Raw genomic sequence first — 26,831 nt, forward strand, 5'->3', positions numbered from 1 at the left:
CTGGCTGAAATGTTCGGTGCCTGTACTCGCCCCATCGCGAGCAAGCTCGCTCCCACAGGGATTTCTGTAACCACAGATCCCGTGTGGGAGCGAGCTTGCTCGCGATGGGGCCAGTCCAGGCGCTGGATAACGCTCAGGGATACTTACGCTTATCCGGTGCCGGCGGAAAGTACTGGTACAGCCAGGTCTCGCTCAAGGTCCGGTCCTTGCTGCGAATGAACAGGCGCATCTGCACCGGGTCCACGCGGTCGTCGGTCGGGTACCAGTCGAAGGTGATGCGGTAACCCTTGATCGCATCCAGCACCAGCACATTGAAGTCCTTCACTTCGCCGTGGGAGCAGGTCACCACCGGTTCGATGCCGGTGCCTGGTGGCAACTGGTCGAGGCCACCGCCGCTGAAGTCCACGGCGAAACGCCGTGCCCAGACGGTCGGGTAATGCTCACCCGGCGCCCAGCCTTCGATGAAGCCACCCATGCCCGAACGGGTCGCGTCGACATGGGCCAGGTCGGTGCTCACCGGTGGCAGGGCGCTCCAGTAGAGCTTGTAGCCATAGTTCAGCGAGTCACCCGCGGCCACCGGTTTTTTCGGGGTCCAGAACGCGACGATGTTATCCAGGGTTTCGCCGGTCGTAGGAATTTCCAGCAAATCGACAGAGCCTTCGCCCCACGCCGTCGTCGGCTCGACCCACAGGCTGGGACGCTTGCTGTACCAGTCCACGGTGTCCTGGTAGCTATCAAAGTCATGGTCGGTCTGCACCAGGCCGAAGCCCTTCGGATTCTTGTCGGCGAAGGCATTGAATTGCAGGGTGGCGGGGTTGTTCAGTGGACGGCAGACCCACTCGCCGTTGCCGCGCCACATGGCCAGCCGGTCGGAATCGTGGATTTGCGGGTGAATGGTGTCGCACATGCGCCGCTCGACGGTGCCGCAGCTGAACATGCTGGTCATGGGGGCGATACCCAGTTGCTCGATGGCGGTACGGGCATTGATGTGCGCATCGACCTCCATCACTACGCGGGTCGGCTGGCAATCAATGTCAAACCGATAGGCACCAGTGGCGCTGGGGGAGTCGAGCAGCGCGTAGACCACGAAGCGCGTGCTGTTTTTTTCCGGGGTTTCGAACCAGAACTTGGTGAAGTCCGGGAACTCCTCACGCTTCTTGGCGTAGGTATCGATCGCCAATCCCCGGGCTGACAGCCCGTACTGGCCGCTGGCGTCCACGGCGCGGAAATAACTGGCCCCCAGGAACGAAAGGATGTCGTGGCGATCCAGCTCCGGCGCCTTGAACACCCGGAAACCGGAGAACCCAAGGTCGCCCGTCAGCTGCGAAGTGTTGACCGTGGTTTTCTCATAGTTGAACAGCTCCGGGCGGAAGTGCACCTCACGGGCCTGGCGGGTCTTGGGGTCGACGCTGTACATGCGCACTGGCTGCTTGAAGCCCATGCCTACGTGGAAAAACTGCACGTCCAGCTGACCGTCCAGCTCATTCCACAACGAGTGGTTGGCGTCGTACTGGATCGCGTTGAATTGCAGGGGCGACATCTGGGCCAGGGTTTGCGGCAGGACTTGCTTGGTGTCGACGTAGCGGCTTGCGGCCAATTGCCGGGCCTGGTCTTTCAGGGCGTTGAAGTCGAAGGGACGGGCTTCGCCGTCGGCAGTCTGGTCAGCAGCCCAGGCACGTGCGGCCATGAGCCCGGAGGCCGAAAGCCCTGTGTAGGCGGCGAAGGCCATGGAGGCCTTGAGCAGATTCCTGCGGTGCATAAATACAACCTTTCTCGAAACAATCCCGAGCCGTTCCTGGCCACAAAGATTGATGAAGGAGTTCGGACATGCCTTTGGCCAAACGCGAACAGACGTTAGAACAGATACCTGAGAGCTGGATCGGTTCACCGAGGCGCAAAATCATAGGGGATATGCAGGCGTTGAGAGCGAAGAAAGCGTGGCCTGGTCAAATTTTCTTACAGTTATTTCTTTTTTTATGCGGATTCCTGCCTTTTTTGACTAATTACTCTAAAAATCCCTTTTCACGGTATGAAACCTCCCTATTCTTTAGCTTGATAGACCGTTAACCGGGGCTGCGAAGGCGCTATCAAGTCAATTCGACGTACAGAAGGGCAACGTTCATGACGAAAATACAGGGCATTACCGAAATGCTGGGGATCTTTCCAGGCCTGATCAATGCGCGCAGGACACGGCGACTCAGCCTGGAGGAATTAAGACTGGTGGAGCGCTATCGAGAGCTGTCGGAAAACGACCGGATTGCCATGCGCTACCTGGTGGATGCGATGAGGAGTGTTTCGAGGTTTTGAATAGTCGTTGCGGTGAGCGGCCGGAGCAAAGGGGGAGCCGGCCGATATCATCCCTCCGACCAGTCCTGGGGACGTTCGCTGCGTTGATGCAGTATGCGCAAGATCTGCAATTGCCCATGCATGAGCCGGTAAGGCGCAACGAAAGGATAACGTGTCAGCACCAGTTCCCGAATATCGGGAACGACCGAAGGACGGCCCGAGCCGGGAAAGCGCTGCAGTTGTCGCAGCGTTTCCAGAATGGTGGTGATGACATCGTCAGCGCCTTCCGTGCCGATGACGGTTTGGTAGTGTTCATGAATCAAGTCGAGGTCACTCTGTGCTTTGTCGGTCAATACGATGCTCGGCACGCTTTGCCCACTTAGCCTTCACGGCATCCAGATCGGTCAGATTTCCAGCATCGGCATCTGCTATGCCTTCGCTGATGGCTTGCAGATGCCAGGACTCGGCCTCCATATATCGAACCAGTGCACGCTTGAGGTGGTATTGACGGTCGCGGTCGGTGGCGGCAGCCAACAAATCCAGCTGTTGGGCCAGACCTTCTTCCACACGAAAGGACAAAACGGGCGAGGCCATGGCGATCTCCTGGTGTATACGTTGTAGACAACCTAGGCGCTGCCAGGATTTCCGTCAACCGCGGTCGTGCACCGATTGACGAAAACCTTAGCAGCACCAACGCAGGGCAACCGCGAGTATGTGTTGCCAACGTTGTCTTGCATTCAATGCTTGAACATCACATGCCGCACCACCGTGTAGTCCTCCAGCCCATACATCGACATATCCTTGCCATAGCCGGAATGTTTCTGACCGCCATGGGGCATTTCGCTGACGAGCATGAAGTGGGTGTTCACCCAGGTGCAGCCGTATTGCAGGCGCGCCGCCAGGCGATGGGCGCGGCCGACGTCGGCGGTCCACACCGATGACGCCAGGCCGTAGTCTGACTCATTGGCCCAAGCCAACACTTGTGCTTCGTCGAGGAACGGCGTGACGGACACCACCGGACCGAACACTTCCCGACGGACGATTTCGTCGTCCTGCTGGGCGTCGGCCAGTACCGTCGGTTCGAAGAAGAACCCGTTGCCGTCCACGGTCTTGCCACCGGTGATCAGGCGGATATGCGGCTGGGCGATGGCCCGTTCGACGAAGCCAGCGACGCGGTCACGGTGCTGGGCGGTGATCAGCGGGCCCATTTCAGTGTCGGGCGCGGTTTGCAGGCCGTACTTGATACTGCCCACCGCGGCGCCGAGCTTCTCGACAAACTGCTCGTAAATGCCTTGCTGGGCATAGATGCGGCAGGCGGCGGTGCAGTCCTGGCCGGCGTTGTAGAAACCGAAGGTGCGGATGCCTTCCACGGCCGCGTCAATGTCGGCGTCGTTGAAAATGATCACCGGGGCCTTGCCGCCCAGTTCCATGTGCGTGCGCTTGACGCTGTCGGCGGTGCTGGAAATGATGTTCGAGCCGGTGGCGATGGAGCCGGTGAGCGACACCATGCGCACTTTCGGATGGGTGACTAGCGGCTGGCCCACGGTTGGTCCACGGCCGAACACCACGTTGAGTACGCCCGCCGGGAAAATTTCCGACGCCAATTCCGCCAGGCGCAACGCAGTCAGCGGGGTTTGTTCCGACGGCTTGAGCACCACGGTATTGCCGGCGGCCAGGGCTGGGGCGATTTTCCAGGCGACCATCATCAAGGGGTAGTTCCACGGCGCGATGGAGGCGATGACCCCCACCGGGTCGCGGCGGATCATCGACGTGTGCCCCGGCAGGTATTCGCCGCCGGCCGAGCCGTTCATGCAGCGACTGGCGCCAGCGAAGAAGCGGAACACGTCGGCAATCGCCGGAATCTCGTCGTTCAGCGCGGCGCTCAAGGGTTTGCCGCAGTTGTCCGACTCCAGCTTCGCCAACTCCTCGCCGTGGGCTTCGATGGCGTCAGCCAGTTTGAGCAGCAACAGGGCGCGGTCCTTGGGCGCAACCTGCGACCAGCTGTCGAAGGCGCTGTCGGCCGCACGGACGGCGGCATCGACCTGGGCTTCGCTGGCCTCGTTGATTTCCACCAGCACTCGCCCCAGCGAGGGGTTAAACACGGCTTGGCCGGGGCCTTCGCCGTTTACCAGGTGGCCGTTGATCAGCAGTTTGGTTTGCATGGCTTTGTCCTCATCGAAACAGTTATGTGTCTGCTGGAACCGATCCCTGTGGGAGCGAGCTTGCTCGCGATAGCGGTCTTACAGTCGACACGTGTGTTGAGTGTTCGTCAGTCATCGCGAGCAAGCTCGCTCCCACAAAAGCCCTTTTGTACAAGGCGAAAAAGGGGCTACTTCCCGCCGCTACCGGCCACGCTCTCACCCCCACGGGTCAAGTAATAGGCGCCGAGTATCGGCAGCATTGTCACGATCATCACCAGCATCGCCACGACGTTGGTCACCGGCACGTCGCGAGGGCGGCTGAGCTGGTTGAGCAGCCACAGCGGCAGCGTGCGTTCGTGGCCGGCGGTGAAGGTGGTGACGATGATTTCATCGAACGACAGCGCGAAGGCCAGCATCCCACCGGCCAGCAGTGCCGAGCCGAGGTTGGGCAGGATGATGTAGCGAAAGGTCTGCCAGCCGTCGGCACCCAGGTCCATCGATGCCTCGATCAAGCTGTGGGACGTACGCCGCAGACGGGCGATGACGTTGTTGTAGACAATCACCACGCAAAACGTCGCGTGACCGACGATGATGGTGAACATGCCCGGTTCGATGCCCAGGGTCTTGAAGGTCGCCAGCAGCGCAATGCCGGTGATGATCCCTGGCAGGGCAATCGGCAGGATCAGCATCAGCGAGATGCCTTGTTTGCCGAAGAAGTCCCGGCGGTACAGGGCCGCCGAGGCCAGCGTGCCGAGCACCATGGCGATCAGCGTGGCGATGGCCGCGATCTGCAGCGACAGCTTGATGGCCTCCAGTACATCCGGACGCGAGAAGGCGACGCTGAACCATTTCAGGGTCAGGCCCTTGGGCGGAAAGCTGAACGCCGCGTCTTCGGTGTTGAAGGCGTAGAGGAAGATGATCAGGATCGGGAAGTGCAAAAAAACCAGCCCGCCCCAGGCCGCGATCCGCAAGCCCCACGAGGCCCGGTCTTGAGAGTCAGAGTGCATCGAAAGCCCCCAGGCGCTTGACGATAGACAGGTAGATGGCGATCAGCACGATGGGCACCAGCGTGAACGCCGCGGCCATGGGCATGTTGCCGATGGCGCCTTGCTGGGCGTAGACCATGCTGCCGACGAAGTAGCCCGGTGGGCCTACCAGTTGCGGCACGATGAAATCCCCCAGGGTCAGCGAGAAGGTGAAGATCGAGCCGGCGGCAATGCCGGGGATCGACAGCGGCAAGATCACCTGCATGAACGTCTGCCGCGGCTTGGCGCCCAGGTCCGCCGAAGCTTGCAGCAACGACGGTGGCAGGCGCTCCAGGGAGGCCTGGATCGGCAGGATCATGAACGGCAGCCAGATGTAGACGAACACCAGGAAGCGCCCCAGGTGTGAGGTGGACAGCGTACTGCCGCCCACGCCTGGGATCCCCAGTACGAACTGCAACACCGGTCCCAGGCCCAGGTGCTGGACGAACCACTGGGCCACGCCGCCCTTGGCCAGCAGCAGCGTCCAGGCATAGGCCTTGACGATATAACTGGCCCACATCGGCAACATCACCGCGATGTAGAAAAACGCCTTGGTCTTGCCGCTGGTGTAGCGCGCCATGTAGTAGGCGATCGGGAAGGCGACGATGGCGCTGGCGATGGACACCACGATGGCCATGCTCAAGGTGCGCAAGATGATGTCGAAGTTCGAGGGCTGGAACAGCGCGGTGAAATTCGCCAGGGTCAGGTCGGGCGTGACCGCCATGGTGAAGTCATCAAAGGTGTAGAAGCCCTGCCACAGCAAGGTCAGCAGCGAGCCCAGGTAGATTGCGCCGAACCAGATCAGCGGCGGCACCAGCAACATCGACAGGTACAGGTTGGGCCGTCGGTACAGCAGGTTGGAGAAACGTCGCAACGGTGAGCCGGGCGTAGGCGTTTGAGTCATGGCCAGGGTGTTCATTTCACACCTCGCCGACGGTGTCATGCAGCGCGATCATTGCCTCGCGGGCCCAGCGTACCGTCAGTTGCTGGCCGGTCTGGTGCTGGGCGCCGGTGTCGACCCACTGAGTGTTGGCCTGGCTGAGGTTCAGGGTCTGGCCGTTCTCAAGCTTCAATTCATAGCGTGTGGCGCTGCCCTGGTACTGGATGTCGTGAAGCAGGCCGCGGACTTCGATTTCATGACCGGCCAACGGGCCTTCGGCGAAACGCACGTGTTCCGGGCGGATCGAGAACGGCTGTGGATAACCGCTCAGTTGCCGGGCCAGTTCGCCACGAATCACGTTGGAGGTGCCGACGAATTCGGCGACGAAGGTGGTCGCCGGTTTCATGTACAGGTTGCGTGGGGTATCGACCTGTTCGATGCGGCCCTTGTTGAACACCGCCACGCGGTCGGACATCGACAGGGCTTCGGTCTGGTCGTGGGTGACGAAAATGAAGGTGATGCCCAACTGGCGCTGCAGTTTCTTCAACTCGCCCTGCATCTGCTCCCGCAGCTTCAGGTCGAGGGCGCCCAGGGGTTCGTCCAGCAGCAACACCCGTGGGCGATTGACCAGCGCACGGGCCAGGGCCACGCGCTGGCGCTGGCCGCCGGACAGCTGCACCGGCTTGCGCTCGCCGTAGCCGCCCAAGGCGACCATCTCCAGCGCTTCATCGGCGCGCTGGATGCGTTCGGCCTTGGCAACGCCTTTGACTTTCAGGCCGTAGGCCACGTTGTCGCGCACATTCATGTGTGGGAACAGGGCGTAATCCTGGAAAACCGTATTGACGTCGCGCTGATAGGGTGGCAACCCGGCGGCTTCTTCGCCGTGGATGCGGATCGAACCGGCGCTGGGTTGTTCGAACCCGGCGATCAGCCGCAGGCAAGTGGTCTTGCCTGAGCCGGAGGGGCCCAGCATGGAAAAGAACTCGCCGTCCTGGATGTCGATGGAAACCCGGTCAACGGCCTTCACTTCGCCAAACTGACGGGAGACCTGGGTGAATTGGACTGCAAGCGTCATGGTGCGGTGCTCCATAAAGCGGGGCTTGTGTTCTGAGTTATCGGGCATGGACCTGTGGCGAGGGGATTTATCCCCGCTGGGCTGCGAAGCAGCCCCAAAGCAGTAGACTCCGTCTGCCTGATAGTCAGAGGCGTTAGTTTTGGGGGCGCTTCGCGCCCCAGCGGGGATAAATCCCCTCGCCACAAAAGCAGTGTTCGGCTGCGGTTAACGCCCACCCATGATCGCAATGTAGTCCTGGGTCCAGCGGCTGTACGGCACGAACTTGCCGCCCTCGGCCTGTGGGGTTTTCCAGAAGGCGATCTTGTCGAACTGGTCGAAGCCATTGGTCTTGCAACCTTCGGCGCCCAGCAGTTCGCTGCCCTTGCACGCCGCAGGTACCGCAGGCAAGGAGCCGAACCAGGCAGCCACGTCCCCCTGGACTTTCGGTTGCAGCGACCAGTCCATCCATTTGTATGCGCAGTTGGGATGCTTGGCCTCGGCGTGGAGCATCGTCGTATCGGCCCAGCCGGTGGCGCCTTCTTTCGGAATGGTCGAGGCGATCGGTTGTTTTTCGTTCATCAGGCCGTTGACCTGATACGGCCAGGCGCCGGACGCCACCACGCCTTCGTTCTTGAAATCGCTCATTTGCACGGTGGTGTCGTGCCAGTAGCGATGGATCAACGGTTGCTGGGCCCGCAACAGTTCCAGCACGGCCTTGTATTGCGCTTCGTCGAGTTGGTAGGGGTCCTTGATGCCCAGCTCAGGCTTGGCGCTCTTGAGGTACAGCGCCGCGTCGGCGATGTAGATCGGGCCATCGTAAGCTTGCACGCGGCCCTTGTTCGGCTTGCCGTCGGGCAGGTCCTGGGCACTGAACAGCACGCTCCAACTGGTGGGCGCCTGCTTGAACACTTCGGTGTTGTACATCAGCACATTCGGGCCCCATTGGTACGGGGTGCCATAGGTCTGCTGGTTGACCACGTACCACGGTGCATCCTTCAGGCGCGGGTCGAGATTCTTCCAGTTGGCGATCAGCGCGGTGTTGATCGGCTGCACGCGCTTGCCGGCAATCAGCCGCAACGAGGCGTCGCCCGAGGCGGTGACCAGATCGTAGCCACCCTTGGTCATCAGGCTGACCATTTCGTCGGACGTCGCGGCGGTTTTCACGTTGACCTTGCAACCGGTTTCCTTCTCGAAACCGCTCACCCAGTCGTAGGCCTTGTCGCTTTCGCCTCGTTCGATGTAACCCGGCCAGGCGACGATATCCAGTTGGCCTTCGCCAGCGCCAACGGCCTTGAGCGGTTCGGCGGCCTGGAGGCTGACGCTGGTCAGCAGCGCCGTGGTGATTGCACTGAGCAATGCGGTCTTGTGCGCGTACATGGGAATCCCTCTTGCTTTAATTATGTCGGGGCAGTGTTTGAACGAGATAAAGCGCCATGAATGGCTGTTATTAGCGTAGTGCTGTTATCTACAGATGCTGGCCGTGGCGGGCCATGATGTGGCGCACCACGCTGTAGTCCTGAAGCGAATCGCTGGACAGATCCTTCCCATAGCCCGAGCGTTTCAGGCCGCCGTGGGGCATTTCGCTCACCAGCATGAAATGGCTGTTGATCCAGGTGCAGCCGTATTGAAGCCGCGCCGCCACCTGCATGGCCTTGTCCAGGTTCTGCGTCCACACCGAGGAGGCCAGGCCATATTCGGAGTCGTTGGCCCAGTCCACCGCCTGGCTGAGTTCGTCGAAACGGGTCACGGTGACGACCGGGCCGAACACCTCGCGCTGGACGATTTCGTCGCTTTGCTTGCAGCCGGCCAGCAGCGTGGGTTGGTAATAGAAACCGGCGCCGGAATGCACCGCCGCGCCAGTGATGCGTTCGATGTGCGGCTGGCCGAGGGCGCGCTCGACAAAACTGGCGACGCGGTCGCGCTGGCGGGTGCTGATCAGTGGGCCGATTTCATTGTCGGCATCGCGCTTGCCGGCAAAGCGCAGGCTGCTGACCGCCGCGCCGAGCTCGGCCACCAGGCGGTCATGAATCCCGTCCTGGGCGTAGATCCGGCACGCAGCGGTGCAGTCCTGCCCGGCGTTGTAATAACCGTAGCTGCGCACGCCTTCGACCACCGCCTGGAGGTCGGCGTCGTTGCACACGATCACCGGTGCCTTGCCGCCCAGCTCCAGGTGCGTGCGCTTGAGGGTTTTCGCGGCGGCCTGGAGGATCTTCTGCCCGGTGACGATATCGCCGGTCAGCGAAACCATGCGCACTTTGGGATGGCTGACCAGATGGCTACCGACGCCTTCGCCGCCCCCACAGAGGATGTTGATCACGCCCCGTGGCAGGATCTGCGCCAGTGTCGGCGCCAGGGCCAGGATTGACAGCGGTGTGTGTTCCGACGGTTTAAACACCAGCGTATTGCCAGCAGCCAGGGCCGGGGCGATTTTCCACGCGGCCATCATGATCGGGTAATTCCACGGTGCAATGGACGCCACCACGCCAATCGGGTCGCGGCGCACCATGCTGGTGTAGCCGGGCAGGTACTCACCGCTGAGTTGGCCGGTCTGGCAGCGCACGGCGCCGGCAAAGAAGCGGAACACGTCCACCGTGGCGCTCAGGTCATCCTGGCGCGCCAGATGCAGCGGCTTGCCGCAGTTCAAGGATTCCAGGCGGGCCAGGTAGTCGGCGTTTTTTTCGATGGCGCTGGCGATGTCCAGCAGCAGGTTCGAGCGTTGTTGCGGGGTGGTGCGCGACCACCCGTCGAAGGCGCTGTGGGCCGCCAGGATCGCGGCTTCGACCTGCTCGGTACTGGCTTCGGCAATCTGAGCCAGTACTTCGCCAGTGGCCGGATTGAGGATAGGCTCGACAACGCCCTGGCCCGCGACCAGTTCTCCGTCGATCAGCAACGCGGTACACAACGGAGTTTGCGTGCCAGCCATGTTCGCGTTCTCTTTCTATAGATATTGGTTGAAACACAGAACCTGTGGGAGCGAGCTTGCTCGCGATAGCGGTGTGACAGGCAGCATTAATATCAACTGATCGACCGCCATCGCGAGCAAGCTCGCTCCCACAATGGATTGTGGTGATGCAGCAAGACTAGTGTTCAGCCGTAAAGCCGACAAATTCTAAATACTCAAGGCTACATTCGATTAAATAGATGGCTTGCGGCCGCCGTGGGGTTGTTCCCGGGCAACGGTCAAGAACGGGTCGACCAGTGTCGGTCGTGCCGTGCCTCGGCGCCAGGCCAGGCCGACGTCGAGAGTCTGGCTGAGGTCGGCGATCGGTCGCGCCTCAATGATGTCGCCTTCCAGCGACCAGGGGCGGTAGGTCATGTCCGGCTGGATCGACACCCCCAGTCCCGCCGCCACCAGGCTGCGCACGGCTTCGGTCGAGGCGGTGCGCAACGAGATCTTCGGTTGCAGCCCGGCGCCGCGCCACAGGCGCTGGGCGTTGCGGTCCATTTCATCGACGTTCAGTTGGATCAGTGGCTCGCGGGCCACGTCGGCCAGGTTGATGCTGTCGTGCTCCAGCAGTGGATGCTGGGCTGGCAGCCACAAGCGGTGGGGTGAATGGGTCAGCACCTCGGTCTGCAAGGCGTGGCGGTCTTCCAGGTTGGACAGGATCAGCACCCCGACATCGATTTCACCGCTGACCAATAAATGCTCGATGTACGGCCGTTCGTCTTCCATGACGCGGATTTCCACATTGGGATAGGCGCGTTGGAAGCGGGTCAGCAGATCCGCCAGGTAATAACCGGCGACCAGGCTGGTGACCCCGATGGTGACGTGGCCGGCCACCTGGTCGGTGCTTTGCTGCAGGCTGCGCTTGGCGTTGTCGACGGTGGCCAGGATCAAATGAGCCTGGCGCAGGAACTGATGCCCCTGGTGAGTCAGAGTCATGCCCTTGGCGTGGCGATTGAACAAGCCGACGCCGATTTCCTGTTCCAGCTGCTGGATGGCCAGGGTCAAGGTGGATTGGGAGATGAACGCCGTTTGCGCAGCGGCGGAGATCGAGCCGGTTTCGGCCACGGCGATGAAATGACGGATCTGGCGCAGGGTCATCATGGACGAATATCCGGTGGGCGACTTTTATCGATGGGTTGGAGTGTATATCGTTTTTTTTCAAGGACAGTCATTGCGCCTCAGGCAACATCTCGAAGCACTCTTGCCGAAGACGCCGGGCACTTTCGTTCTAGGCTGGTGGCCTTAATGATCCGGTTACCCGAATGCGTGGAGGCAGCAAATGAACACTCGTGGATTGCTCGATCAGCTACTCAAGTCCGGTCAGGAAATGTTGCAGAACAAGACTGGCGGTTCCCAAGGCAAGTCGTCCGGTGGTTTGGGCGGGTTGCTCGGCGGCTCCGGCAACTTGGGCGGCATGCTCTCCGGCGCGGGTGGCGGAGCGCTGGCCGCCGGCGCCATGGGCCTGTTGCTGGGTAATAAGAAGGCACGCAACTTTGGCGGCAAGGCCCTGACTTATGGCGGCCTGGCCGCCTTGGGCGTGATCGCCTACAAAGCCTATGGCAACTGGCAGGCCCAACAGGGCACCGCACCGAAAACCGAACCGCAGACCCTGGACCGCGTGCCCCCGGCGCAGGTCGAGCAGCACAGCCAGGCGATCCTCAAGGCGCTGGTGGCGGCGGCCAAGGCCGATGGCCATGTGGACGAGCGTGAGCGGCAGTTGATCGAAGGTGAATTCACCAAGCTCGACAATGACCAGGAGCTGCAACACTGGCTGCACGCCGAACTCAACAAGCCCCTGGACCCCGTCGACGTCGCCCGTGCTGCCAGCACCCCGGAAATCGCCGCGGAAATGTACATCGCCAGTGTGATGCTGGTGGACGAGGAGAGCTTCATGGAGAAATCCTACCTCGATGAACTGGCGCGCCAACTCAAGCTGGAACCAGGGTTGAAGGCAGAACTGGAAAAGCAGGTGCGGCAGGCGGCCCAATAAAATAGCAACAGTCCCGACATACCTTGTGGGAGCGAGCTTGCTCGCGATGGCGGTGGATCAGTCAATAATAAGTTGGCCGGCATACCATTATCGCGAGCAAGCTCGCTCCCACAGTGGTTTTGTGATGGGTGCTGAAATGGGGGCACTCATCTGTTGCTGAGAGATCAGTGAAGCTCGCCTTTCCCCACACTCCTCCCACACCGTCTTAAGACGCCGCCCCACCCTCGGCTATACTCCCCAGCATTTCAAAGTCTCCGAGGTTTTACTGTGAAGAACTGGACATTGCGCCAACGCATCCTGGCGAGTTTTGCGGTGATCATCGCCATTATGCTGCTGATGGTGCTCGTCTCGTATTCACGGTTGCTAAAGATCGAGGACAGTGAAGAAAAGGTCCGCGCCGATGCGGTGCCGGGGGTGTATTACAGTTCCATGATCCGCGGTGGCTGGGTCGACAGCTACGTCCTGACCCAACAGATCGTCGGCCTCTCGGGCAACCGGGAAATCACCGCCGAGGACAAGGCTCGTTATCAGCGCTTCGAGCAGCATCTGCGCGAGGAGATCCAGCATTATCAAAAACTGATCCAGGATCCTGTCGACCAGGCCTCCTTTGATGAGTTCGAGGTCAATCACCAGGACTTCAACCAGGCGGTGGCAAAGGTCTTGGACCTGTATCAACGCAAGGATTACGAAGGCGCGCGGTTGGCGCTGGAGAAAGAGCTGACGCCGGCCTGGCTCGACGGCCGTGGGCATCTGAACCAAATCATCGAGCGCAATCGTGAGCTGGCGGAAAAAGCCACCCAGACCATTGGCGATGCGGTGACGGCCGCCAAGGTCGCCATGGGCCTGTCGTTTCTCGTTGCGCTGATCGTCGCCGTACTCTGCGGCCTGTTATTGATGCGCGCGATCATGGCGCCGATGAACCGCATCGTGGAGATCCTCGAGATCATGCGCAGCGGTGACCTGAGCGGGCGCCTGAACCTGGCGCGCAAAGACGAATTCGGCGCGGTGGAAACCGGCTTCAACGACATGATGGCTGAGCTGACATCGTTGGTGTCCCAGGCCCAGCGCTCTTCGGTGCAGGTCACCACGTCGGTCACCGAGATCGCCGCGACTTCCCGCCAGCAGCAGGCCACGGCCACCGAAACCGCGGCCACCACCACCGAGATCGGCGCGACATCTCGCGAGATTGCCGCCACCTCTCGCGACCTGGTGCGCACCATGACCGAAGTGTCCACCGCCGCCGACCAGGCCTCGGTGGCCGCCGGCTCTGGGCAGCAAGGCCTGGCGCGGATGGAAGAAACCATGCATTCGGTGATGGGCGCCGCCGATCTGGTGAACGCCAAGCTGGCGATCCTCAACGAGAAGGCCGGGAACATCAATCAGGTGGTGGTCACCATCGTCAAAGTGGCCGACCAGACCAACCTGCTGTCCCTCAACGCCGCCATCGAAGCCGAGAAGGCCGGCGAGTACGGCCGTGGTTTCGCCGTGGTCGCCACCGAAGTGCGGCGCCTGGCTGATCAAACGGCCGTGGCGACTTATGACATCGAACAAATGGTGCGCGAGATCCAGTCCGCGGTGTCGGCCGGTGTGATGGGCATGGACAAGTTCTCCGAGGAGGTGCGCCGTGGCATGGCCGAGGTGCAGCAGATCGGCGAGCAACTGTCACAGATCATTCATCAGGTCCAGGCGTTGGCGCCGCGGGTATTGATGGTCAACGAGGGTATGCAGGCCCAGGCCACCGGTGCCGAGCAGATCAACCACGCCTTGGTGCAACTGGGCGATGCCAGCAGCCAGACCGTGGAGTCCCTGCGCCAGGCCAGTTCCGCCATCGACGAACTGAGCCAGGTGGCCGTGGGGCTGCGCAGCGGCGTCTCGCGTTTTAAAGTCTGATGAGTGAATTCGAGGCCAGAGGTGGCGCCGCGCCGGCGGTCCGGCAAACGCTGTTCCTGGTGTTTTGCATCGGTGACGAGCGTTATGCCCTGCAGGCCATCGATGTTGTGGAGGTGCTGCCGCGCCTGCCACTCAAGCCCATTGCCCGGGCGCCGTCCTGGGTGGCGGGGGTGTTTGCCTGGCGTGGCGCGGTGGTGCCGGTGATCGACCTGTGCAGCCTGGCCTTCGGCCATGGCGCCAAGGCCCGCACCAGCACGCGATTGGTGCTGGTGCACTACCAGCCCGACGCACAGCAAGCGAGGCAGGTACTGGGCTTGATCCTGGAACAGGCCACCGACACCCTGCGCTGCGATCCGGCGGATTTCCGGCCCTATGGCCTGGACAACCGGCAGGCCCCGTATCTGGGCCCGGTGCGCGAAGACGCCCAGGGATTGCTGCAATGGGTACGGGTCAATGACCTGCTCGACGAGTCGGTCCGCGCCATGCTGTTCCCCTCGCCGCCGCTGAGCCTCGATGACTTCGAGGTCCGGCCATGAACAACGATCAGCGTTTTTTCGACTTCCTCAAGGAGCGCATCGGCCTGGATGTCACTTCCGTCGGCACCGCCATCATCGAACGGGCGCTGCGCCAGCGCATCAGTGCCCAACCGGGGCGAACCACCGACGAATACTGGCAATGCCTGCAGCATTCGGCCCAGGAGCAACAGGCACTGATCGAAGCGGTGATCGTCCCGGAGACCTGGTTCTTTCGCTATCCCGAATCCTTCGCGACCCTCGCCAAACTGGCGGTCAAGGGCCTGGCCGAGATAAGGCACCTGCGGGCTCTGCGCATCCTCAGCTTGCCGTGCTCCACCGGCGAAGAACCCTATTCCATCGCCATGGCCTTGCTTGATGCAGGTCTTGGGCCTCATCAATTCAAGGTCGATGGGCTGGACGTCAGTCCGCTGTCCGTGGAGCGGGCGAAGGAGGCGCGCTACGGCAAAAACTCCTTCCGTGGCGCCGACCTGGTTTTTCGCGAGCGGCATTTCACCGCCGAAAACGAAGGCTATCGCCTCAGTGAACGGGTGCGCGAACAGGTGCGCCTGCAAGTGGGCAACCTGCTGGATCCGGGCCTGCTGGTGAACGAGGCGCCTTACGATTTTGTGTTCTGCCGCAATTTGCTGATTTATTTTGACCCGCCGACCCAGCAGCAGGTGTTCGAGGTGCTCAAGCGCCTGACCCATCAGGACGGCGTGCTGTTTATCGGCCCTGCCGAGGGCAGTTTGCTGGGGCGACTGGGCTTGCGTTCGATCGGTATTGCCCAGTCGTTCGCCTTCAGCCGCCAGGGTGCCCCGGAACCACAGCCGTTGCCTGCCTTGATGCCGACTCCGCTGCCGGTTCGCCCGTCGCCGCGAGTCGTCCCCCCAGTGGTTCGACCCCGGCCATTTGCAGGAAGCGCGAGCCCGCTAGCCGAGCCGAAAAGCAGTGATGCCGCGACACTGCTGGCCCACATCGCCGCCCTGGCCAACAGCGGCAAAAGCGCCGAGGCCCGTGCCGCCTGCGAGCAGTACTTGCGCAGCCACGCACCGGCGGCCCAGGTGTTCTACTGGCTGGGCTTGCTCAGCGACATGGCCGGCAGCGCACTGGAGGCCCAGGGTTATTATCGCAAGGCGCTTTATCTTGAACCGCAACACGCCGAGGCCCTGGTGCATCTGGCGGCGCTGCTGGCTTCCCAGGGAGACGCGGCCGGAGCCCGTCGATTGCAGGAGCGTGCCGCCCGCAGCGGGCGCACGGCTGACAGTGAGCGCAAACAATGAGCGGTTCGGCTTTTTACAACGTCACCCATGACGACGCCCAGGCCATCGACGACTGCTGGAATCGCATCGGGGTGCATGGCGACCAATCCTGCCCGTTGTTGGCCGAGCATATTCACTGCCGCAATTGCTCGGTGTATTCGGCGGCCGCCACCCGATTGCTCGACCGCTATGCCTTGCAGCACGACGAGCGCGACCTGGCCCTTGCGCCGCAGGAAACCGACGTCGTCACGCGCTCGCTATTGCTGTTCCGCCTGGGCGAAGAGTGGCTGGCCCTGACCACGCGCAGCCTGGTGGAAGTGGCGCCGTTGCAGCCGATCCATTCGTTGCCCCACCAGCGTTCGCGGGCCTTGTTGGGCGTGGCGAATGTACGCGGCGCGCTGGTGGCCTGTCTGTCGCTGGTGGAACTGTTGGACCTGGAGCCTGGCGGGACGGCGGTTGCCTCCGGACGAATCATGCCGCGCATGTTGATTGTCGCCGCCCCGGGCGGGCCGGTGGTGGTGCCGGTGGATGAGGTGGACGGCATCCACGCCATCGACGAACGCCTCCTGGCGAGCGCTTCGCAGTCGGCCGGCAAATACACGCGCGGTGTGTTGCAGTACAAGGGGCGCAGCCTGCGCTGGCTGGACGAAGAACAGCTACTGTCCGCTGTGACCCGGAGCCTGTCATGACCCCCGATCAGATGCGCGACGCCTCGTTGCTGGAACTGTTCGGCCTGGAAGCCGAAGCCCAGACCCAAGTACTGAGCGCCGGCCTGCTGGCCCTGGAACGCGACCCGACCCAGGCCGATCACCTTGAGTCGTGCATGCGCGCGGCCCATTCCCTCAAGGGCGCGGCGCGGATCGTCGGGGTCGACGCCGGGGTCAGCGTGGCCCACGTGATGGAAGATTGCCTGGTCAGCGCCCAGGAGCGACGGCTGGTCCTGGGCGCCGTCCACATCGACGCTTTGCTGCAAGGCACCGACCTGCTGACGCGCATCGCTACGCCGGGCAACACCCTTGGCGCCCCGGACATCGACGCTTACGTAGCGCTGATGGGGCGTTTGCTCGATCCTAATGCCGCGCCGACCCCAACGTCGACGCCACCCACCGGCGAGACGCCAGTCGAGCCTCTGCGCGTCGAACTGACCGAACCCGAGCCAGTCGCCCCCACGGAGCCAGCTCCCAAAAGCAAACGCCTCAGTGAAGGCGGCGAGCGGGTCTTGCGGGTCACGGCGGAACGCCTCAACAGCCTGCTGGACCTGTCGAGCAAATCCCTGGTGGAAACCCAGCGCCTCAAGCCCTGGCTGGCGACGATGCAGCGGCTCAAGCGCCAGCAAAGCAACGGCCTGCGTGCCCTTGAGGCGCTGAACGTGCACCTCAAGGAACATGCCCTGAGCCTGCCGGCCCAGGAAGCCCTTGATGATGCCCGCCGCTTGCTGTCCGAGACCCAGCAATTGCTGGCGCAGAAACACGCGGAACTGGACGAGTTCGCCTGGCAGGCCAGCCAGCGGGCGCAGGTGCTGTACGACACGGCGCTGGCCTGTCGCATGCGTCCGTTTGCCGATGTGCTCTCGGGCCAGGCGCGCATGGTGCGGGACTTGGGCCGCAGCCTGGGCAAACAGGTGCGCCTGGAGATTGAAGGTGAGAAGACCCAGGTCGACCGCGACGTGCTGGAAAAGCTCGAAGCGCCGCTGACCCACCTGCTGCGCAATGCCGTGGACCACGGTATCGAAACCCCGGAGCAGCGCGTGCTGGCCGGCAAGCCCGCCGAAGGCCTGATCCGCTTGCGGGCTTCCCATCAGGCCGGGCTGCTGGTCCTGGAGCTGGCGGACGACGGTGCCGGCGTGGACCTGGAACGGGTGCGCCGCAGCATCGTCGCGCGCGGGCTTTCCCTTGAGCAAACCGCCGCCAGTTTGAGCGAAGAAGAGCTGCTGACGTTTCTGTTCCTGCCCGGTTTCAGTCTGCGGGACAAGGTCACTGAAGTGTCCGGACGCGGTGTCGGCCTGGACGCCGTCCAGCACATGGTCCGTCAGGTGCGTGGTGCGGTGGTGTTGGAGCAGACAACGGGCGAAGGCAGTCGTTTTCACCTCGAGGTGCCGCTGACGCTCTCGGTGGTGCGTAGCCTGGTGGTAGAGGTCGGTGATGAAGCGTATGCCTTTCCCCTGGCCCACATCGAGCGTATGTGCGACCTGGCCCCCGAGGACATTGTGCAGGTCGAAGGCCGCCAGCATTTCTGGCATGACGGCCGGCACGTGGGGCTGGTCGCCGCCAGTCAGTTGCTCGATCGTCCCGCCGCACAGAACAGCGGCCAGAGCCTCAAGGTTGTGGTGATCCGCGAGCGCGAGGCGGTCTATGGCGTGGCGGTGGAGCGGTTCATTGGCGAACGAACCCTGGTGGTGTTGCCCCTGGATGAACGCTTGGGCAAGGTCCAGGACATTTCTGCCGGGGCCTTGCTGGATGACGGTTCGGTGGTACTGATTGTCGATGTCGAAGACCTGCTGCGCTCGGTGGATAAGTTGCTCGATACCGGGCGCTTGGAGCGCATCGCCCGACAGAACCAGACCCAGGCCCCGCGCAAGCGGATCCTGGTGGTGGACGACTCCCTGACCGTGCGCGAGTTGCAACGCAAGTTGCTACTCAATCGCGGCTACGACGTGGCGGTGGCGGTAGACGGCATGGATGGCTGGAACGCCTTGCGCTCGGAAGATTTCGACCTGTTGATCACCGACATCGACATGCCACGCATGGACGGCATCGAGCTGGTGTCACTGTTGCGGCGCGACAACCGTTTGCAGTCGCTGCCGGTGATGGTGGTGTCCTACAAGGACCGTGAAGAAGACCGCCGTCGTGGCCTGGACGCTGGAGCCGACTATTATCTGGCGAAGGCGAGTTTTCATGACGACGCCTTGCTCGACGCCGTGGTCGAACTGATCGGAGGGGCCCGCACTTGAAGATCGCCATCGTCAATGACATGCCCCTGGCGGTCGAAGCCCTGCGCCGGGCGCTGGCGTTCGAGCCGGCGCATCAACTGGTCTGGGTGGCCGTCAATGGGGCCGAGGCGGTGCAGCGCTGCGCCGAATACACGCCGGACCTGATCCTGATGGACCTGTTCATGCCGATCATGGATGGCGTGGAGGCCACCCGCCGGATCATGGCCGAAACCCCCTGCGCCATTGTGATTGTCACCGGTGACAGCCAGCAGAACGTCCATCGGGTGTTCGAAGCCATGGGCCACGGTGCCCTGGATGTGGTCGATACGCCGGCCTTGGGCGTGGGTAAACCCGAGGACGCGGCGGCACCGTTGCTGCGCAAGATCACCAACATCGGTTGGCTGATCGGCGAGCGCGGCAACCCTGAGCGAACCGCGCCGGCGGCCCAGCGTGTCTCGGTGTCGCGCAAAAGCCTGGTGGCCATCGGCTCCTCGGCGGGCGGCCCGGCGGCGCTGGAGGTGTTGCTCAAGGCATTGCCGCGGGATTTTGTTCCCGCCATCGTGCTGGTCCAGCATGTGGACGAGGTATTTGCCGCGGGCATGGCTGAGTGGCTGGGCAGTGTCTCGGGCCACAAGGTGCGCCTGGCGCTGCACGGCGAAACACCACAAAGCGGTACGGTGTTGCTGGCCGGGACCAACCACCACCTGCGCTTGTTGAAAGACGGCACCCTGGCCTACACCGTCGAGCCGGTCAACGAGATCTATCGGCCTTCCATCAACGTGTTTTTCGACAGTGTCGCCCACTTCTGGAGCGGTGATGCGGTGGGCGTTTTGCTCACCGGCATGGGCCGTGACGGTGCCCAAGGGCTTAAACTCATGCGTGAGCAGGGCTATGTGACCATTGCCCAGGACCAGCAGAGCAGCGCCGTGTATGGCATGCCCAAAGCGGCGGCCGCCATCGACGCGGCCGCACAGATTCTTGCGCTGGACAAGATAGCGCCACGGTTGGTGGAGATTTTAAGCCGATGATGAACCCCCGGACCCTTGCCCCAAGCCTTACTCAGGTAAGTTTTCATGAATGAATTACAGCTCGACGATTTCAAGCGCGATGAGAACGCCGCCATGGTCCTGCTCGTCGACGACCAGGCCATGATTGGCGAAGCGGTACGGCGCGGGCTGTCGAACGAAGAGAACATCGACTTCCACTTCTGTTCCGACCCGCACCAGGCCATCGCCCAGGCGGTGCGGATCAAGCCCACGGTGATTCTCCAGGACCTGGTGATGCCCGGCCTCGACGGCCTGAGCCTGGTGCGCGAGTACCGCAGCCATCCGGCCACTCGTGACATTCCGATCATTGTCCTGTCCACCAAGGAGGACCCGCTGGTCAAGAGCGCGGCGTTCGCCGCCGGGGCCAACGACTACCTGGTCAAGTTGCCGGACAACATCGAACTGGTGGCGCGCATCCGCTATCACTCGCGCTCCTACATGATGCTGCTGCAGCGCGACGCGGCCTACCGGGCCCTGCGGGTCAGCCAGCAGCAGTTGCTCGACACCAACCTGGTGCTGCAGCGGCTGATGAACTCCGATGGCCTGACCGGGCTGTCGAACCGCCGGCACTTCGATGAATACCTCGAGCTGGAGTGGCGCAGGGCGCTGCGGGACCAGAGCCAAGTGTCGCTGTTGATGATCGACGTGGATTACTTCAAGTCCTACAACGACAACCTGGGCCACCTGGAGGGCGACGAAGCCCTGCGCAAGGTGGCCACGGCGATCCGTGACGCGTGCAGTCGCCCGTCCGACCTGCCGGCTCGCTACGGCGGCGAGGAGTTTGCCCTGGTCTTGCCCAGTACCTCGCCCGGCGGCGCCCGGCTGATGGCCGAAAAGCTGCGCCAGAGCGTCGTCGCCCTGAACATCCCCCACACCACCCCCGATGGTGGCGCGAACCTCACCGTCAGCGTCGGTGTGGCGACCGTGACGCCTCAGCAGGGTAGCGATTGCCGGCAGCTGATTTCGGCGGCGGACAAAGGGTTGTACATCGCCAAGCACAATGGGCGTAATCGGGTGGGCTTCGAATAACCTTCGGTCGATAATGATGCTTTTGTGGCGAGGGGATTTATCCCCGTTGGGCTGCGCAGCAGCCCTAAAACCGGACACTGCCGTGCTTCGGGCAAATCGCGTCGGCTGCATTTGGGGCTGCTTCGCAGCCCAGCGGGGATAAATCCCCTCACCACAGGGGCCCCCTGGCTCGGTCTTGATCTCATTGCCCCTAAAGCCGCCAGGCGGGCTGCCGCTGGCGCTTGATTACGTTATACTCGCCGGCTTTCAAAAGTTCGCCAACGAGTGCTGCCCGCCATGGAAATCAACCCGATCCTTAACACCATCAAGGACCTGTCCGAGCGCTCCGAAACTATTCGGGGGTATCTTTGACTACGATCAAAAGCATGAGCGTCTGACCGAGGTCAATCGCGAGCTTGAAGATCCGAACGTCTGGAGCAAACCTGAATACGCCCAGGAACTGGGCCGCGAGCGCTCTGCGCTGGCGCAGATCGTCGAGACCCTGGACGAGTTGTCCAGCGGTCTGGCCGACTGCCGCGACCTGCTGGACATGGCTGTCGAAGAAAACGATGAAGGCGCGGTCGACGATGTGGTCGCCGAGCTGACACGCCTCGACGAGGCCCTGGCCAAGCTGGAGTTCCGTCGCATGTTCAGCGGCGAGATGGACATGAACAACGCCTACCTGGACATCCAGGCCGGCTCCGGCGGCACCGAGGCCCAGGACTGGGCCAACATCCTGCTGCGCATGTACCTGCGCTGGGCCGACAAACGTGGTTTCGACGCCACCATCATGGAACTGTCGGCCGGTGAAGTCGCCGGGATCAAGGGCGCCACCGTGCATATCAAGGGCGAATACGCCTTTGGCTGGCTGCGTACCGAGATCGGCGTCCACCGCCTGGTGCGCAAGAGCCCGTTCGATTCCGGCAACCGTCGCCACACCTCGTTCTCGGCCGTCTTCGTATCGCCGGAAATCGATGACAACATCGAAATCGAGATCAACCCAGCGGACCTGCGCATCGACACCTACCGTTCCTCCGGGGCCGGTGGCCAGCACGTTAACACCACCGACTCGGCCGTACGGATCACCCACGTACCGACCAACACCGTGGTCAGTTGCCAGAACGAGCGCTCCCAGCACGCCAACAAAGACACCGCGATGAAAATGTTGCGGGCCCGCTTGTACGAGCAGGAAGTGCAGAAGCGCAACGCGGCGTCCCAGGCCCTGGAAGACACCAAGTCGGACATCGGCTGGGGTCACCAGATCCGTTCGTACGTGCTCGACGCCTCGCGGATCAAGGACCTGCGCACCAATATCGAACGCAGCGACTGCGACAAGGTGCTCGACGGCGACATCGACGAGTACCTGGTGGCGAGCCTCAAACAAGGGCTGTAACGCGACACCCATGCGGTGGGCAGGCACGTTTCCACAGGAAGCGAGGCTTGCCCGCAAACTCCGGCCCGGGGCCGGGGGCAACGAACCTGTGATGGAATCCTTAAAGACATGAGCGACCTAGAACTCGACCCGCAAGCCCTGCAACAGGAAGAAAACTCCCTGATCGCCCTGCGCAAGGAAAAGCTTGCTGCCGAGCGCGCCAAGGGCCAGGCCTTCCCCAACGACTTCCGCCGCGACGCCTACTGCGACGTCTTGCAGAAGCAGTATGCGGACAAGACCAAGGAAGAGCTGGCCGAGGCGGCGATTCCAGTCAAGGTGGCCGGTCGTATCATGCTCAATCGTGGTTCGTTCATGGTGATCCAGGACATGACCGGGCGCATCCAGGTCTACGTCAACCGCAAGACCCTGTCGGAAGAAACCCTGGCGGCCGTCAAGACCTGGGACCTGGGCGACATCATTGCCGCCGAAGGCACCCTGGCCCGTTCCGGCAAGGGCGACCTGTACGTCGAGATGACCAGCGTGCGCCTGCTGACCAAGTCCCTGCGCCCGCTGCCGGACAAGCACCACGGCCTGACCGACACCGAGCAGCGCTATCGCCAGCGCTACGTCGACCTGATCGTCAACGAAGAGGTGCGCCAGACCTTCCGCGTACGTTCGCAAGTCATCGCCCACATCCGCAGCTTCCTGATGAAGCGTGACTTCCTGGAAGTCGAGACGCCGATGCTGCAGACCATCCCCGGCGGTGCGGCGGCCAAGCCGTTCGAGACTCACCACAACGCCCTGGACATGGAAATGTTCCTGCGTATCGCGCCGGAGCTGTACCTCAAGCGGCTGGTGGTCGGTGGGTTCGAGAAAGTCTTCGAGATCAACCGCAACTTCCGTAACGAAGGCGTTTCGACCCGGCACAACCCCGAGTTCACCATGCTCGAGTTCTACCAGGCCTACGCCGACTACGAAGACAACATGGACCTGACCGAGGAATTGTTCCGCGAGCTGGCGCAGTTGGTCCTGGGCAGCACCGACGTGCCGTACGGCGACAAGGTGTTCCACTTCGGCGAGCCGTTCGTGCGTTTGTCGGTGTTCGATTCGATCCTCAAGTACAACCCGGACATCAGTGCCGCCGACCTGCAGGACATCGACAAGGCCCGCGCCATCGCCAAGAAGGCCGGCGCCAAGGTGCTGGGCTTCGAAGGCCTGGGCAAGCTGCAAGTGATGATTTTCGAAGAGCTGGTCGAGCATAAGCTGGAACAGCCGCACTTCATCACCCAGTATCCGTTCGAAGTGTCGCCGTTGGCCCGTCGTAACGACGAGAACCCAAGCGTGACCGACCGTTTCGAGTTGTTCATCGGTGGCCGTGAAATCGCCAACGCATACTCCGAGCTCAACGATGCCGAAGACCAGGCCGAGCGCTTCATGGCCCAGGTGGCCGACAAGGACGCCGGCGACGACGAAGCCATGCACTACGATGCCGACTTCGTGCGTGCACTCGAATACGGCATGCCGCCGACGGCGGGCGAGGGCATTGGTATTGATCGCCTGGTGATGTTGTTGACCAACTCACCGTCGATCCGGGATGTGATCCTCTTCCCGCACATGCGGCCCCAAGCGTAAGTGTTTCAAATAAAAAGCCGCCTGGAAGGGCGGCTTTTTATTGCCTGTCTGGTACAAACGTATCAATTGGTTACTTTTTCAAAGAGCGAGGAAGACCTGTCGTGAATCGTGCAATGGTTCCAGAAGGTGCAGCGGGCGTGGCCACTGCTGTCGCTGAAAGTGTTCAGTACCAGGGCCGCAAGGCCAGCCGACAGGGCAGCGAACAGCGTCGCCAGGAGATTCTTGACGCAGCCATGCGCATTGTGGTGCGCGATGGCGTGCGGGCGGTACGGCACCGCGCCGTGGCTGCCGAAGCGGGCGTGCCGCTGTCGGCCACCACGTACTATTTCAAGGACATCGATGACCTGCTCACCGATACCTTCGCCCAGTACGTGGAGCGCAGCGCGGCGTTCATGGCCAAGCTGTGGACCAACAATGAAGGCCTGTTGCGGGAAATGGTTGCCTATGGAAACGGCAGCGCCGAATCCCGTTCGCAACTGGCGGACGACATTGCCCGGTTGACCGCCGATTACGTGCAGCACCAACTGGACAGTCGCCGCGATTACCTGATGGCCGAACAGGCCTTCCGCCAGGAAGCGCTGCTCAACCCGCGCCTGGCGGAACTGGTGCGTTCCCATCAGCAGATCCTGTTGCACGGTACATGTCAGTTTTTCCAGGTATTAGGCTCGCGCGAGCCGCAACAGGATGCCAAAGTGTTGACGGCGATTATCGGACGGATGGAATATCAGGGCTTGCTCAATGGCGCCGAGCCGGTCGCGGCAGAAGAAATGCTCGGCATCCTGACCCGCTACATGCACCTGGTACTGGCGTCGGTGTGAATTACACAGGTCCCTGGGGATTTATCCCCGCTGGGGCGCGTAGCGGCCCCAAAACCAGCCAACTCGGTACGTCTGGTTAACTGAGCTGACTGCAAGGGGACTGCTGCGCAGCCCAACGGGGATAAATCCCCTCGCCACAGTTGCCATAGGGAGTTCAAATGAAAGCCTGGCGTGCCGTTGTAATGGCCGTGTCGTTGCTGCTGCTCAGTGGCTGTCTGGTGTCCTTCAAGGCACCGTTGCCTGAAAGCGAAGTAGCGCCCAAGGGCCTGCTCGGCCAGTGGACCAGCACCAACGCCTGGGGCGAACCGTTGAACCTGGAGCTGACGGAGGTCGGCAAGCATCGCTACCAGGCCATCAGCTATTTCAGGGCCCGGCCCAAGGAGCGCGAAGCCATCCCGCTGACCGTTTCCCGTCACGGTAGCCGCTGGTACCTGTCGGCCAAGGTGCCGGCCCGGTATGGCGGACATTATGTGATCGCCGGTTTCGAATTGACCGACAAGCAGGAACTGGTGGTCTACAACCTGGACCTGGAGCAGGTCAACCAGGCCATCGCCCAGAAGATCCTCAGCGGCCAGCCGAACCAGAGCGAGGAGGGTGACGGCGTACTGGTGGACAGCGACATGAGCAAGGTTTTCAGTTACCTCGATGACCCGGCCAATTCCGATGTGTTCTCGGAAGCCGTGCGCTACCAGCGGCTGGACAAATCCCAATAATTGCAACAAGCGGACGTTTTTTCACAGGAGTTCCGGGTGGACGATTACCAGCAGACGATACGCACCTTGTCCGATCGCATTGTGCTGGCGCAGACGCCGATTCGTATTCTCGACGCAGTGAAATGGGATGACAGCATCCGCAAAGGCTTCCTCAAGGCCAAGGGCAAGGAAATGCCCGCCGTGGACCGCGACTATTACCTCAACCGGCCGCTGTCCTTCGACTCCAGCAAGGTGAAGCTGGAGTTCCAGAACATTGAGCGCGACATCACTCGCCAGCTCGGGCAGTTCAATCCGGTCGGCCAGATCATGCGCCGCATGTGCAAGGAATACCGCATGGTGGTGCGCATGCTCGAAGCGCGCGGCACCGAGGATTTCGGGCTGATTTCCCAGGAGTTGTACGGCGCGGCCTCCGACGCCTTCCACGCGGGCGACCCGACCCTGGCGGACCTGGGCCTGATGCTGTCCGACTACCTGAACAACATCGATGGCCGTGGCGACCTGAAGGACGAGCCGAAGATCCTGACGGCCAAGGACGCCGTGAGTTTGCTGCAACATCGCCTCAACCGGGTGTTCGGCGAAGCCGAAGAAACCATCCGGGTGTTCGAGTCCGACGGGATCGTGGCCGACGCGGCGGCGGGCGCGGACTACATCAAGATCCGCACCGATGCGATGTTCAACGAGCGCGACGTGCGGGCCTTGGAGGTCCACGAGGGGCTGGTGCATGTCGGCACGACGCTCAATGGCCTGAACCAGCCGATCTGCACGTTCCTGTCCAAGGGCCCACCCTCGTCCACGGTGACCCAGGAAGGCCTGGCGATCCTGATGGAAATCATCACCTTCGCGTCCTACCCGAGTCGCCTGCGTAAACTCACCAACCGTACCCGGGCCATTCATATGGTGGAGGAGGGCGCCGATTTCCTGCAGATCTTCGAGTTCTTCCGCGAGCAAGGTTTTGAAATGGCCGAAAGCTACGGCAACGCGAGCCGGGTTTTCCGTGGCTCGGTGCCGACCGGCCTGCCATTCACCAAAGACTTGTCCTACCTCAAGGGCTTCATCATGGTTTACAACTACATTCAGTTGGCCGTGCGCAAGGGCAAGCTGGAACAGGTGCCGCTGCTGTTCTGCGGCAAGACCACCCTGGAGGACATGCGTACCCTGCGGCAACTGGTGGACGAAGGCCTGGTCGTAGCGCCCAAGTACTTGCCCGAGCAGTTTCGCGACATGAACGCGCTGTCGGCCTGGATGTGTTTCTCCAACTTCCTGAACCACCTGAGCCTGGACCGGATCGAAGCGGATTATTCCAATATTCTTTAATCACAACACAGC

24 protein-coding genes are annotated in these 26,831 nt (G+C 62.1%); 14 read left to right on the plus strand and 10 right to left on the minus strand.

The annotated features are described in order from the left end of the window. Window positions 1-133 precede the first annotated feature (133 nt). On the minus strand, window positions 134-1,759 hold the full coding sequence (locus tag LOY70_RS05670) for a glucan biosynthesis protein D (protein WP_265034062.1): 1,626 nt from the start codon (window positions 1,757-1,759) through the stop codon (window positions 134-136). A 362-nt stretch (window positions 1,760-2,121) separates the two neighbouring features. Between LOY70_RS05670 and LOY70_RS05675 the strand changes: the two genes are divergently transcribed. Further along, the gene (locus LOY70_RS05675; RefSeq protein ID WP_123342596.1) at window positions 2,122-2,307 is read left to right on the plus strand and encodes a hypothetical protein; all 186 of its coding nucleotides are present in this window, start codon (window positions 2,122-2,124) and stop codon (window positions 2,305-2,307) included. 47 nt (window positions 2,308-2,354) lie between these two features. On the opposite strand, the gene LOY70_RS05680 is transcribed toward LOY70_RS05675, so the two are convergent. The 9 genes from LOY70_RS05680 to LOY70_RS05720 all read right to left on the minus strand — a co-directional run bounded on the left by LOY70_RS05680 (window position 2,355) and on the right by LOY70_RS05720 (window position 11,434). After that, window positions 2,355-2,654 carry a type II toxin-antitoxin system RelE/ParE family toxin gene (locus LOY70_RS05680; protein ID WP_265034063.1) on the minus strand — a complete coding sequence of 100 codons (300 nt, stop codon included), beginning with the start codon at window positions 2,652-2,654 and terminating at the stop codon, window positions 2,355-2,357. Next, a complete protein-coding gene (locus tag LOY70_RS05685; RefSeq protein ID WP_265034064.1) occupies window positions 2,617-2,880 on the minus strand; it encodes a CopG family ribbon-helix-helix protein in 264 nt (87 codons plus the stop codon). The genes LOY70_RS05680 and LOY70_RS05685 overlap by 38 nt, the downstream gene beginning before the upstream one ends. A 143-nt stretch (window positions 2,881-3,023) precedes the next feature. Beyond that, entirely contained in the window at window positions 3,024-4,448 is a 1,425-nt protein-coding gene (locus tag LOY70_RS05690; RefSeq protein ID WP_265034065.1) for a gamma-aminobutyraldehyde dehydrogenase, read from the minus strand. A 167-nt stretch (window positions 4,449-4,615) separates the two neighbouring features. Continuing rightward, on the minus strand, window positions 4,616-5,434 hold the full coding sequence (locus tag LOY70_RS05695; RefSeq protein ID WP_123342593.1) for an ABC transporter permease: 819 nt from the start codon (window positions 5,432-5,434) through the stop codon (window positions 4,616-4,618). Beyond that, a complete protein-coding gene (locus LOY70_RS05700) occupies window positions 5,424-6,371 on the minus strand; it encodes an ABC transporter permease (protein WP_123415541.1) in 948 nt (315 codons plus the stop codon). Before LOY70_RS05700 ends, LOY70_RS05695 begins: the two co-directional genes overlap by 11 nt. Window position 6,372: 1 nt before the next feature. Continuing rightward, window positions 6,373-7,407, minus strand: coding sequence for an ABC transporter ATP-binding protein (locus tag LOY70_RS05705; protein WP_265034066.1), 1,035 nt, complete (start codon window positions 7,405-7,407; stop codon window positions 6,373-6,375). 204 nt (window positions 7,408-7,611) lie between these two features. Further along, window positions 7,612-8,763, minus strand: a complete 1,152-nt coding sequence (ydcS, locus tag LOY70_RS05710; RefSeq protein ID WP_265034067.1) for a putative ABC transporter substrate-binding protein YdcS — start codon at window positions 8,761-8,763, stop codon at window positions 7,612-7,614. An 88-nt stretch (window positions 8,764-8,851) separates the two neighbouring features. Further along, a complete protein-coding gene (locus LOY70_RS05715) occupies window positions 8,852-10,309 on the minus strand; it encodes a gamma-aminobutyraldehyde dehydrogenase (RefSeq protein WP_265034068.1) in 1,458 nt (485 codons plus the stop codon). Between the two features lie 210 nt (window positions 10,310-10,519). Continuing rightward, complete coding sequence (locus LOY70_RS05720) at window positions 10,520-11,434, minus strand: LysR family transcriptional regulator (protein WP_265034069.1); 915 nt, start codon at window positions 11,432-11,434, stop codon at window positions 10,520-10,522. Between the two features lie 178 nt (window positions 11,435-11,612). On the opposite strand from LOY70_RS05720, the gene LOY70_RS05725 reads away from it, so the two are divergent. The 13 genes from LOY70_RS05725 (at window position 11,613) to LOY70_RS05785 (ending at window position 26,819) form a co-directional block, all read left to right on the plus strand. Continuing rightward, window positions 11,613-12,323, plus strand: coding sequence for a tellurite resistance TerB family protein (locus LOY70_RS05725; RefSeq protein WP_265034070.1), 711 nt, complete (start codon window positions 11,613-11,615; stop codon window positions 12,321-12,323). Window positions 12,324-12,590: 267 nt separating this feature from the next. Further along, on the plus strand, window positions 12,591-14,213 hold the full coding sequence (locus LOY70_RS05730; RefSeq protein ID WP_265034071.1) for a methyl-accepting chemotaxis protein: 1,623 nt from the start codon (window positions 12,591-12,593) through the stop codon (window positions 14,211-14,213). Then, window positions 14,213-14,749, plus strand: a complete 537-nt coding sequence (locus tag LOY70_RS05735) for a chemotaxis protein CheW (RefSeq protein WP_265034072.1) — start codon at window positions 14,213-14,215, stop codon at window positions 14,747-14,749. Before LOY70_RS05730 ends, LOY70_RS05735 begins: the two co-directional genes overlap by 1 nt. Then, a complete protein-coding gene (locus tag LOY70_RS05740) occupies window positions 14,746-16,008 on the plus strand; it encodes a CheR family methyltransferase (protein ID WP_265034073.1) in 1,263 nt (420 codons plus the stop codon). Before LOY70_RS05735 ends, LOY70_RS05740 begins: the two co-directional genes overlap by 4 nt. Next, window positions 16,005-16,676 carry a chemotaxis protein CheW gene (locus LOY70_RS05745; protein WP_265034074.1) on the plus strand — a complete coding sequence of 224 codons (672 nt, stop codon included), beginning with the start codon at window positions 16,005-16,007 and terminating at the stop codon, window positions 16,674-16,676. Before LOY70_RS05740 ends, LOY70_RS05745 begins: the two co-directional genes overlap by 4 nt. After that, window positions 16,673-18,937: a hybrid sensor histidine kinase/response regulator gene (locus LOY70_RS05750; protein ID WP_265034075.1), complete on the plus strand. Its 2,265-nt coding sequence runs from the start codon at window positions 16,673-16,675 to the stop codon at window positions 18,935-18,937. Before LOY70_RS05745 ends, LOY70_RS05750 begins: the two co-directional genes overlap by 4 nt. Then, entirely contained in the window at window positions 18,934-19,944 is a 1,011-nt protein-coding gene (locus LOY70_RS05755; protein ID WP_265034076.1) for a chemotaxis response regulator protein-glutamate methylesterase, read from the plus strand. The genes LOY70_RS05750 and LOY70_RS05755 overlap by 4 nt, the downstream gene beginning before the upstream one ends. 45 nt (window positions 19,945-19,989) lie before the next feature. Next, on the plus strand, window positions 19,990-20,991 hold the full coding sequence (locus LOY70_RS05760) for a diguanylate cyclase domain-containing protein (RefSeq protein ID WP_265034077.1): 1,002 nt from the start codon (window positions 19,990-19,992) through the stop codon (window positions 20,989-20,991). Between the two features lie 276 nt (window positions 20,992-21,267). Further along, window positions 21,268-22,363, plus strand: a protein-coding gene (gene prfB, locus LOY70_RS05765; protein ID WP_265034078.1) for a peptide chain release factor 2 whose coding sequence is annotated in 2 segments (ribosomal slippage) — window positions 21,268-21,339 and window positions 21,341-22,363 — 1,095 coding nt in all. Because the reading frame shifts where the segments join, the coding sequence is not laid out codon by codon here. Window positions 22,364-22,471: 108 nt separating this feature from the next. Then, window positions 22,472-23,974, plus strand: a complete 1,503-nt coding sequence (lysS, locus tag LOY70_RS05770; protein ID WP_265034079.1) for a lysine--tRNA ligase — start codon at window positions 22,472-22,474, stop codon at window positions 23,972-23,974. Between the two features lie 113 nt (window positions 23,975-24,087). Continuing rightward, the gene (locus LOY70_RS05775; RefSeq protein WP_265037974.1) at window positions 24,088-24,792 is read left to right on the plus strand and encodes a TetR/AcrR family transcriptional regulator; all 705 of its coding nucleotides are present in this window, start codon (window positions 24,088-24,090) and stop codon (window positions 24,790-24,792) included. Window positions 24,793-24,950: 158 nt separating this feature from the next. Continuing rightward, window positions 24,951-25,505, plus strand: coding sequence for a hypothetical protein (locus tag LOY70_RS05780; protein ID WP_123342577.1), 555 nt, complete (start codon window positions 24,951-24,953; stop codon window positions 25,503-25,505). 36 nt (window positions 25,506-25,541) lie between these two features. Next, window positions 25,542-26,819, plus strand: a complete 1,278-nt coding sequence (locus tag LOY70_RS05785) for a flavohemoglobin expression-modulating QEGLA motif protein (protein ID WP_265034080.1) — start codon at window positions 25,542-25,544, stop codon at window positions 26,817-26,819. Window positions 26,820-26,831: the final 12 nt, after the last annotated feature.

The sequence above is a fragment of the Pseudomonas sp. B21-054 genome (assembly GCF_026016345.1).
GTDB lineage: Bacteria > Pseudomonadota > Gammaproteobacteria > Pseudomonadales > Pseudomonadaceae > Aquipseudomonas.

Coding starts and splice junctions, on each gene's coding strand:
- LOY70_RS05670 (WP_265034062.1), bottom strand. CDS start 1,759: ATGCACCGCAGGAATCTGCTCAAGGCCTCCATGGCCTTCGCCGCCTAC.
- LOY70_RS05675 (WP_123342596.1), top strand. CDS start 2,122: ATGACGAAAATACAGGGCATTACCGAAATGCTGGGGATCTTTCCAGGC.
- LOY70_RS05685 (WP_265034064.1), bottom strand. CDS start 2,880: ATGGCCTCGCCCGTTTTGTCCTTTCGTGTGGAAGAAGGTCTGGCCCAA.
- LOY70_RS05690 (WP_265034065.1), bottom strand. CDS start 4,448: ATGCAAACCAAACTGCTGATCAACGGCCACCTGGTAAACGGCGAAGGC.
- LOY70_RS05695 (WP_123342593.1), bottom strand. CDS start 5,434: ATGCACTCTGACTCTCAAGACCGGGCCTCGTGGGGCTTGCGGATCGCG.
- LOY70_RS05700 (WP_123415541.1), bottom strand. CDS start 6,371: ATGAACACCCTGGCCATGACTCAAACGCCTACGCCCGGCTCACCGTTG.
- LOY70_RS05705 (WP_265034066.1), bottom strand. CDS start 7,407: ATGACGCTTGCAGTCCAATTCACCCAGGTCTCCCGTCAGTTTGGCGAA.
- ydcS (WP_265034067.1), bottom strand. CDS start 8,763: ATGTACGCGCACAAGACCGCATTGCTCAGTGCAATCACCACGGCGCTG.
- LOY70_RS05715 (WP_265034068.1), bottom strand. CDS start 10,309: ATGGCTGGCACGCAAACTCCGTTGTGTACCGCGTTGCTGATCGACGGA.
- LOY70_RS05720 (WP_265034069.1), bottom strand. CDS start 11,434: ATGATGACCCTGCGCCAGATCCGTCATTTCATCGCCGTGGCCGAAACC.
- LOY70_RS05725 (WP_265034070.1), top strand. CDS start 11,613: ATGAACACTCGTGGATTGCTCGATCAGCTACTCAAGTCCGGTCAGGAA.
- LOY70_RS05735 (WP_265034072.1), top strand. CDS start 14,213: ATGAGTGAATTCGAGGCCAGAGGTGGCGCCGCGCCGGCGGTCCGGCAA.
- LOY70_RS05740 (WP_265034073.1), top strand. CDS start 14,746: ATGAACAACGATCAGCGTTTTTTCGACTTCCTCAAGGAGCGCATCGGC.
- LOY70_RS05745 (WP_265034074.1), top strand. CDS start 16,005: ATGAGCGGTTCGGCTTTTTACAACGTCACCCATGACGACGCCCAGGCC.
- LOY70_RS05750 (WP_265034075.1), top strand. CDS start 16,673: ATGACCCCCGATCAGATGCGCGACGCCTCGTTGCTGGAACTGTTCGGC.
- LOY70_RS05760 (WP_265034077.1), top strand. CDS start 19,990: ATGAATGAATTACAGCTCGACGATTTCAAGCGCGATGAGAACGCCGCC.
- lysS (WP_265034079.1), top strand. CDS start 22,472: ATGAGCGACCTAGAACTCGACCCGCAAGCCCTGCAACAGGAAGAAAAC.
- LOY70_RS05775 (WP_265037974.1), top strand. CDS start 24,088: ATGGTTCCAGAAGGTGCAGCGGGCGTGGCCACTGCTGTCGCTGAAAGT.
- LOY70_RS05780 (WP_123342577.1), top strand. CDS start 24,951: ATGAAAGCCTGGCGTGCCGTTGTAATGGCCGTGTCGTTGCTGCTGCTC.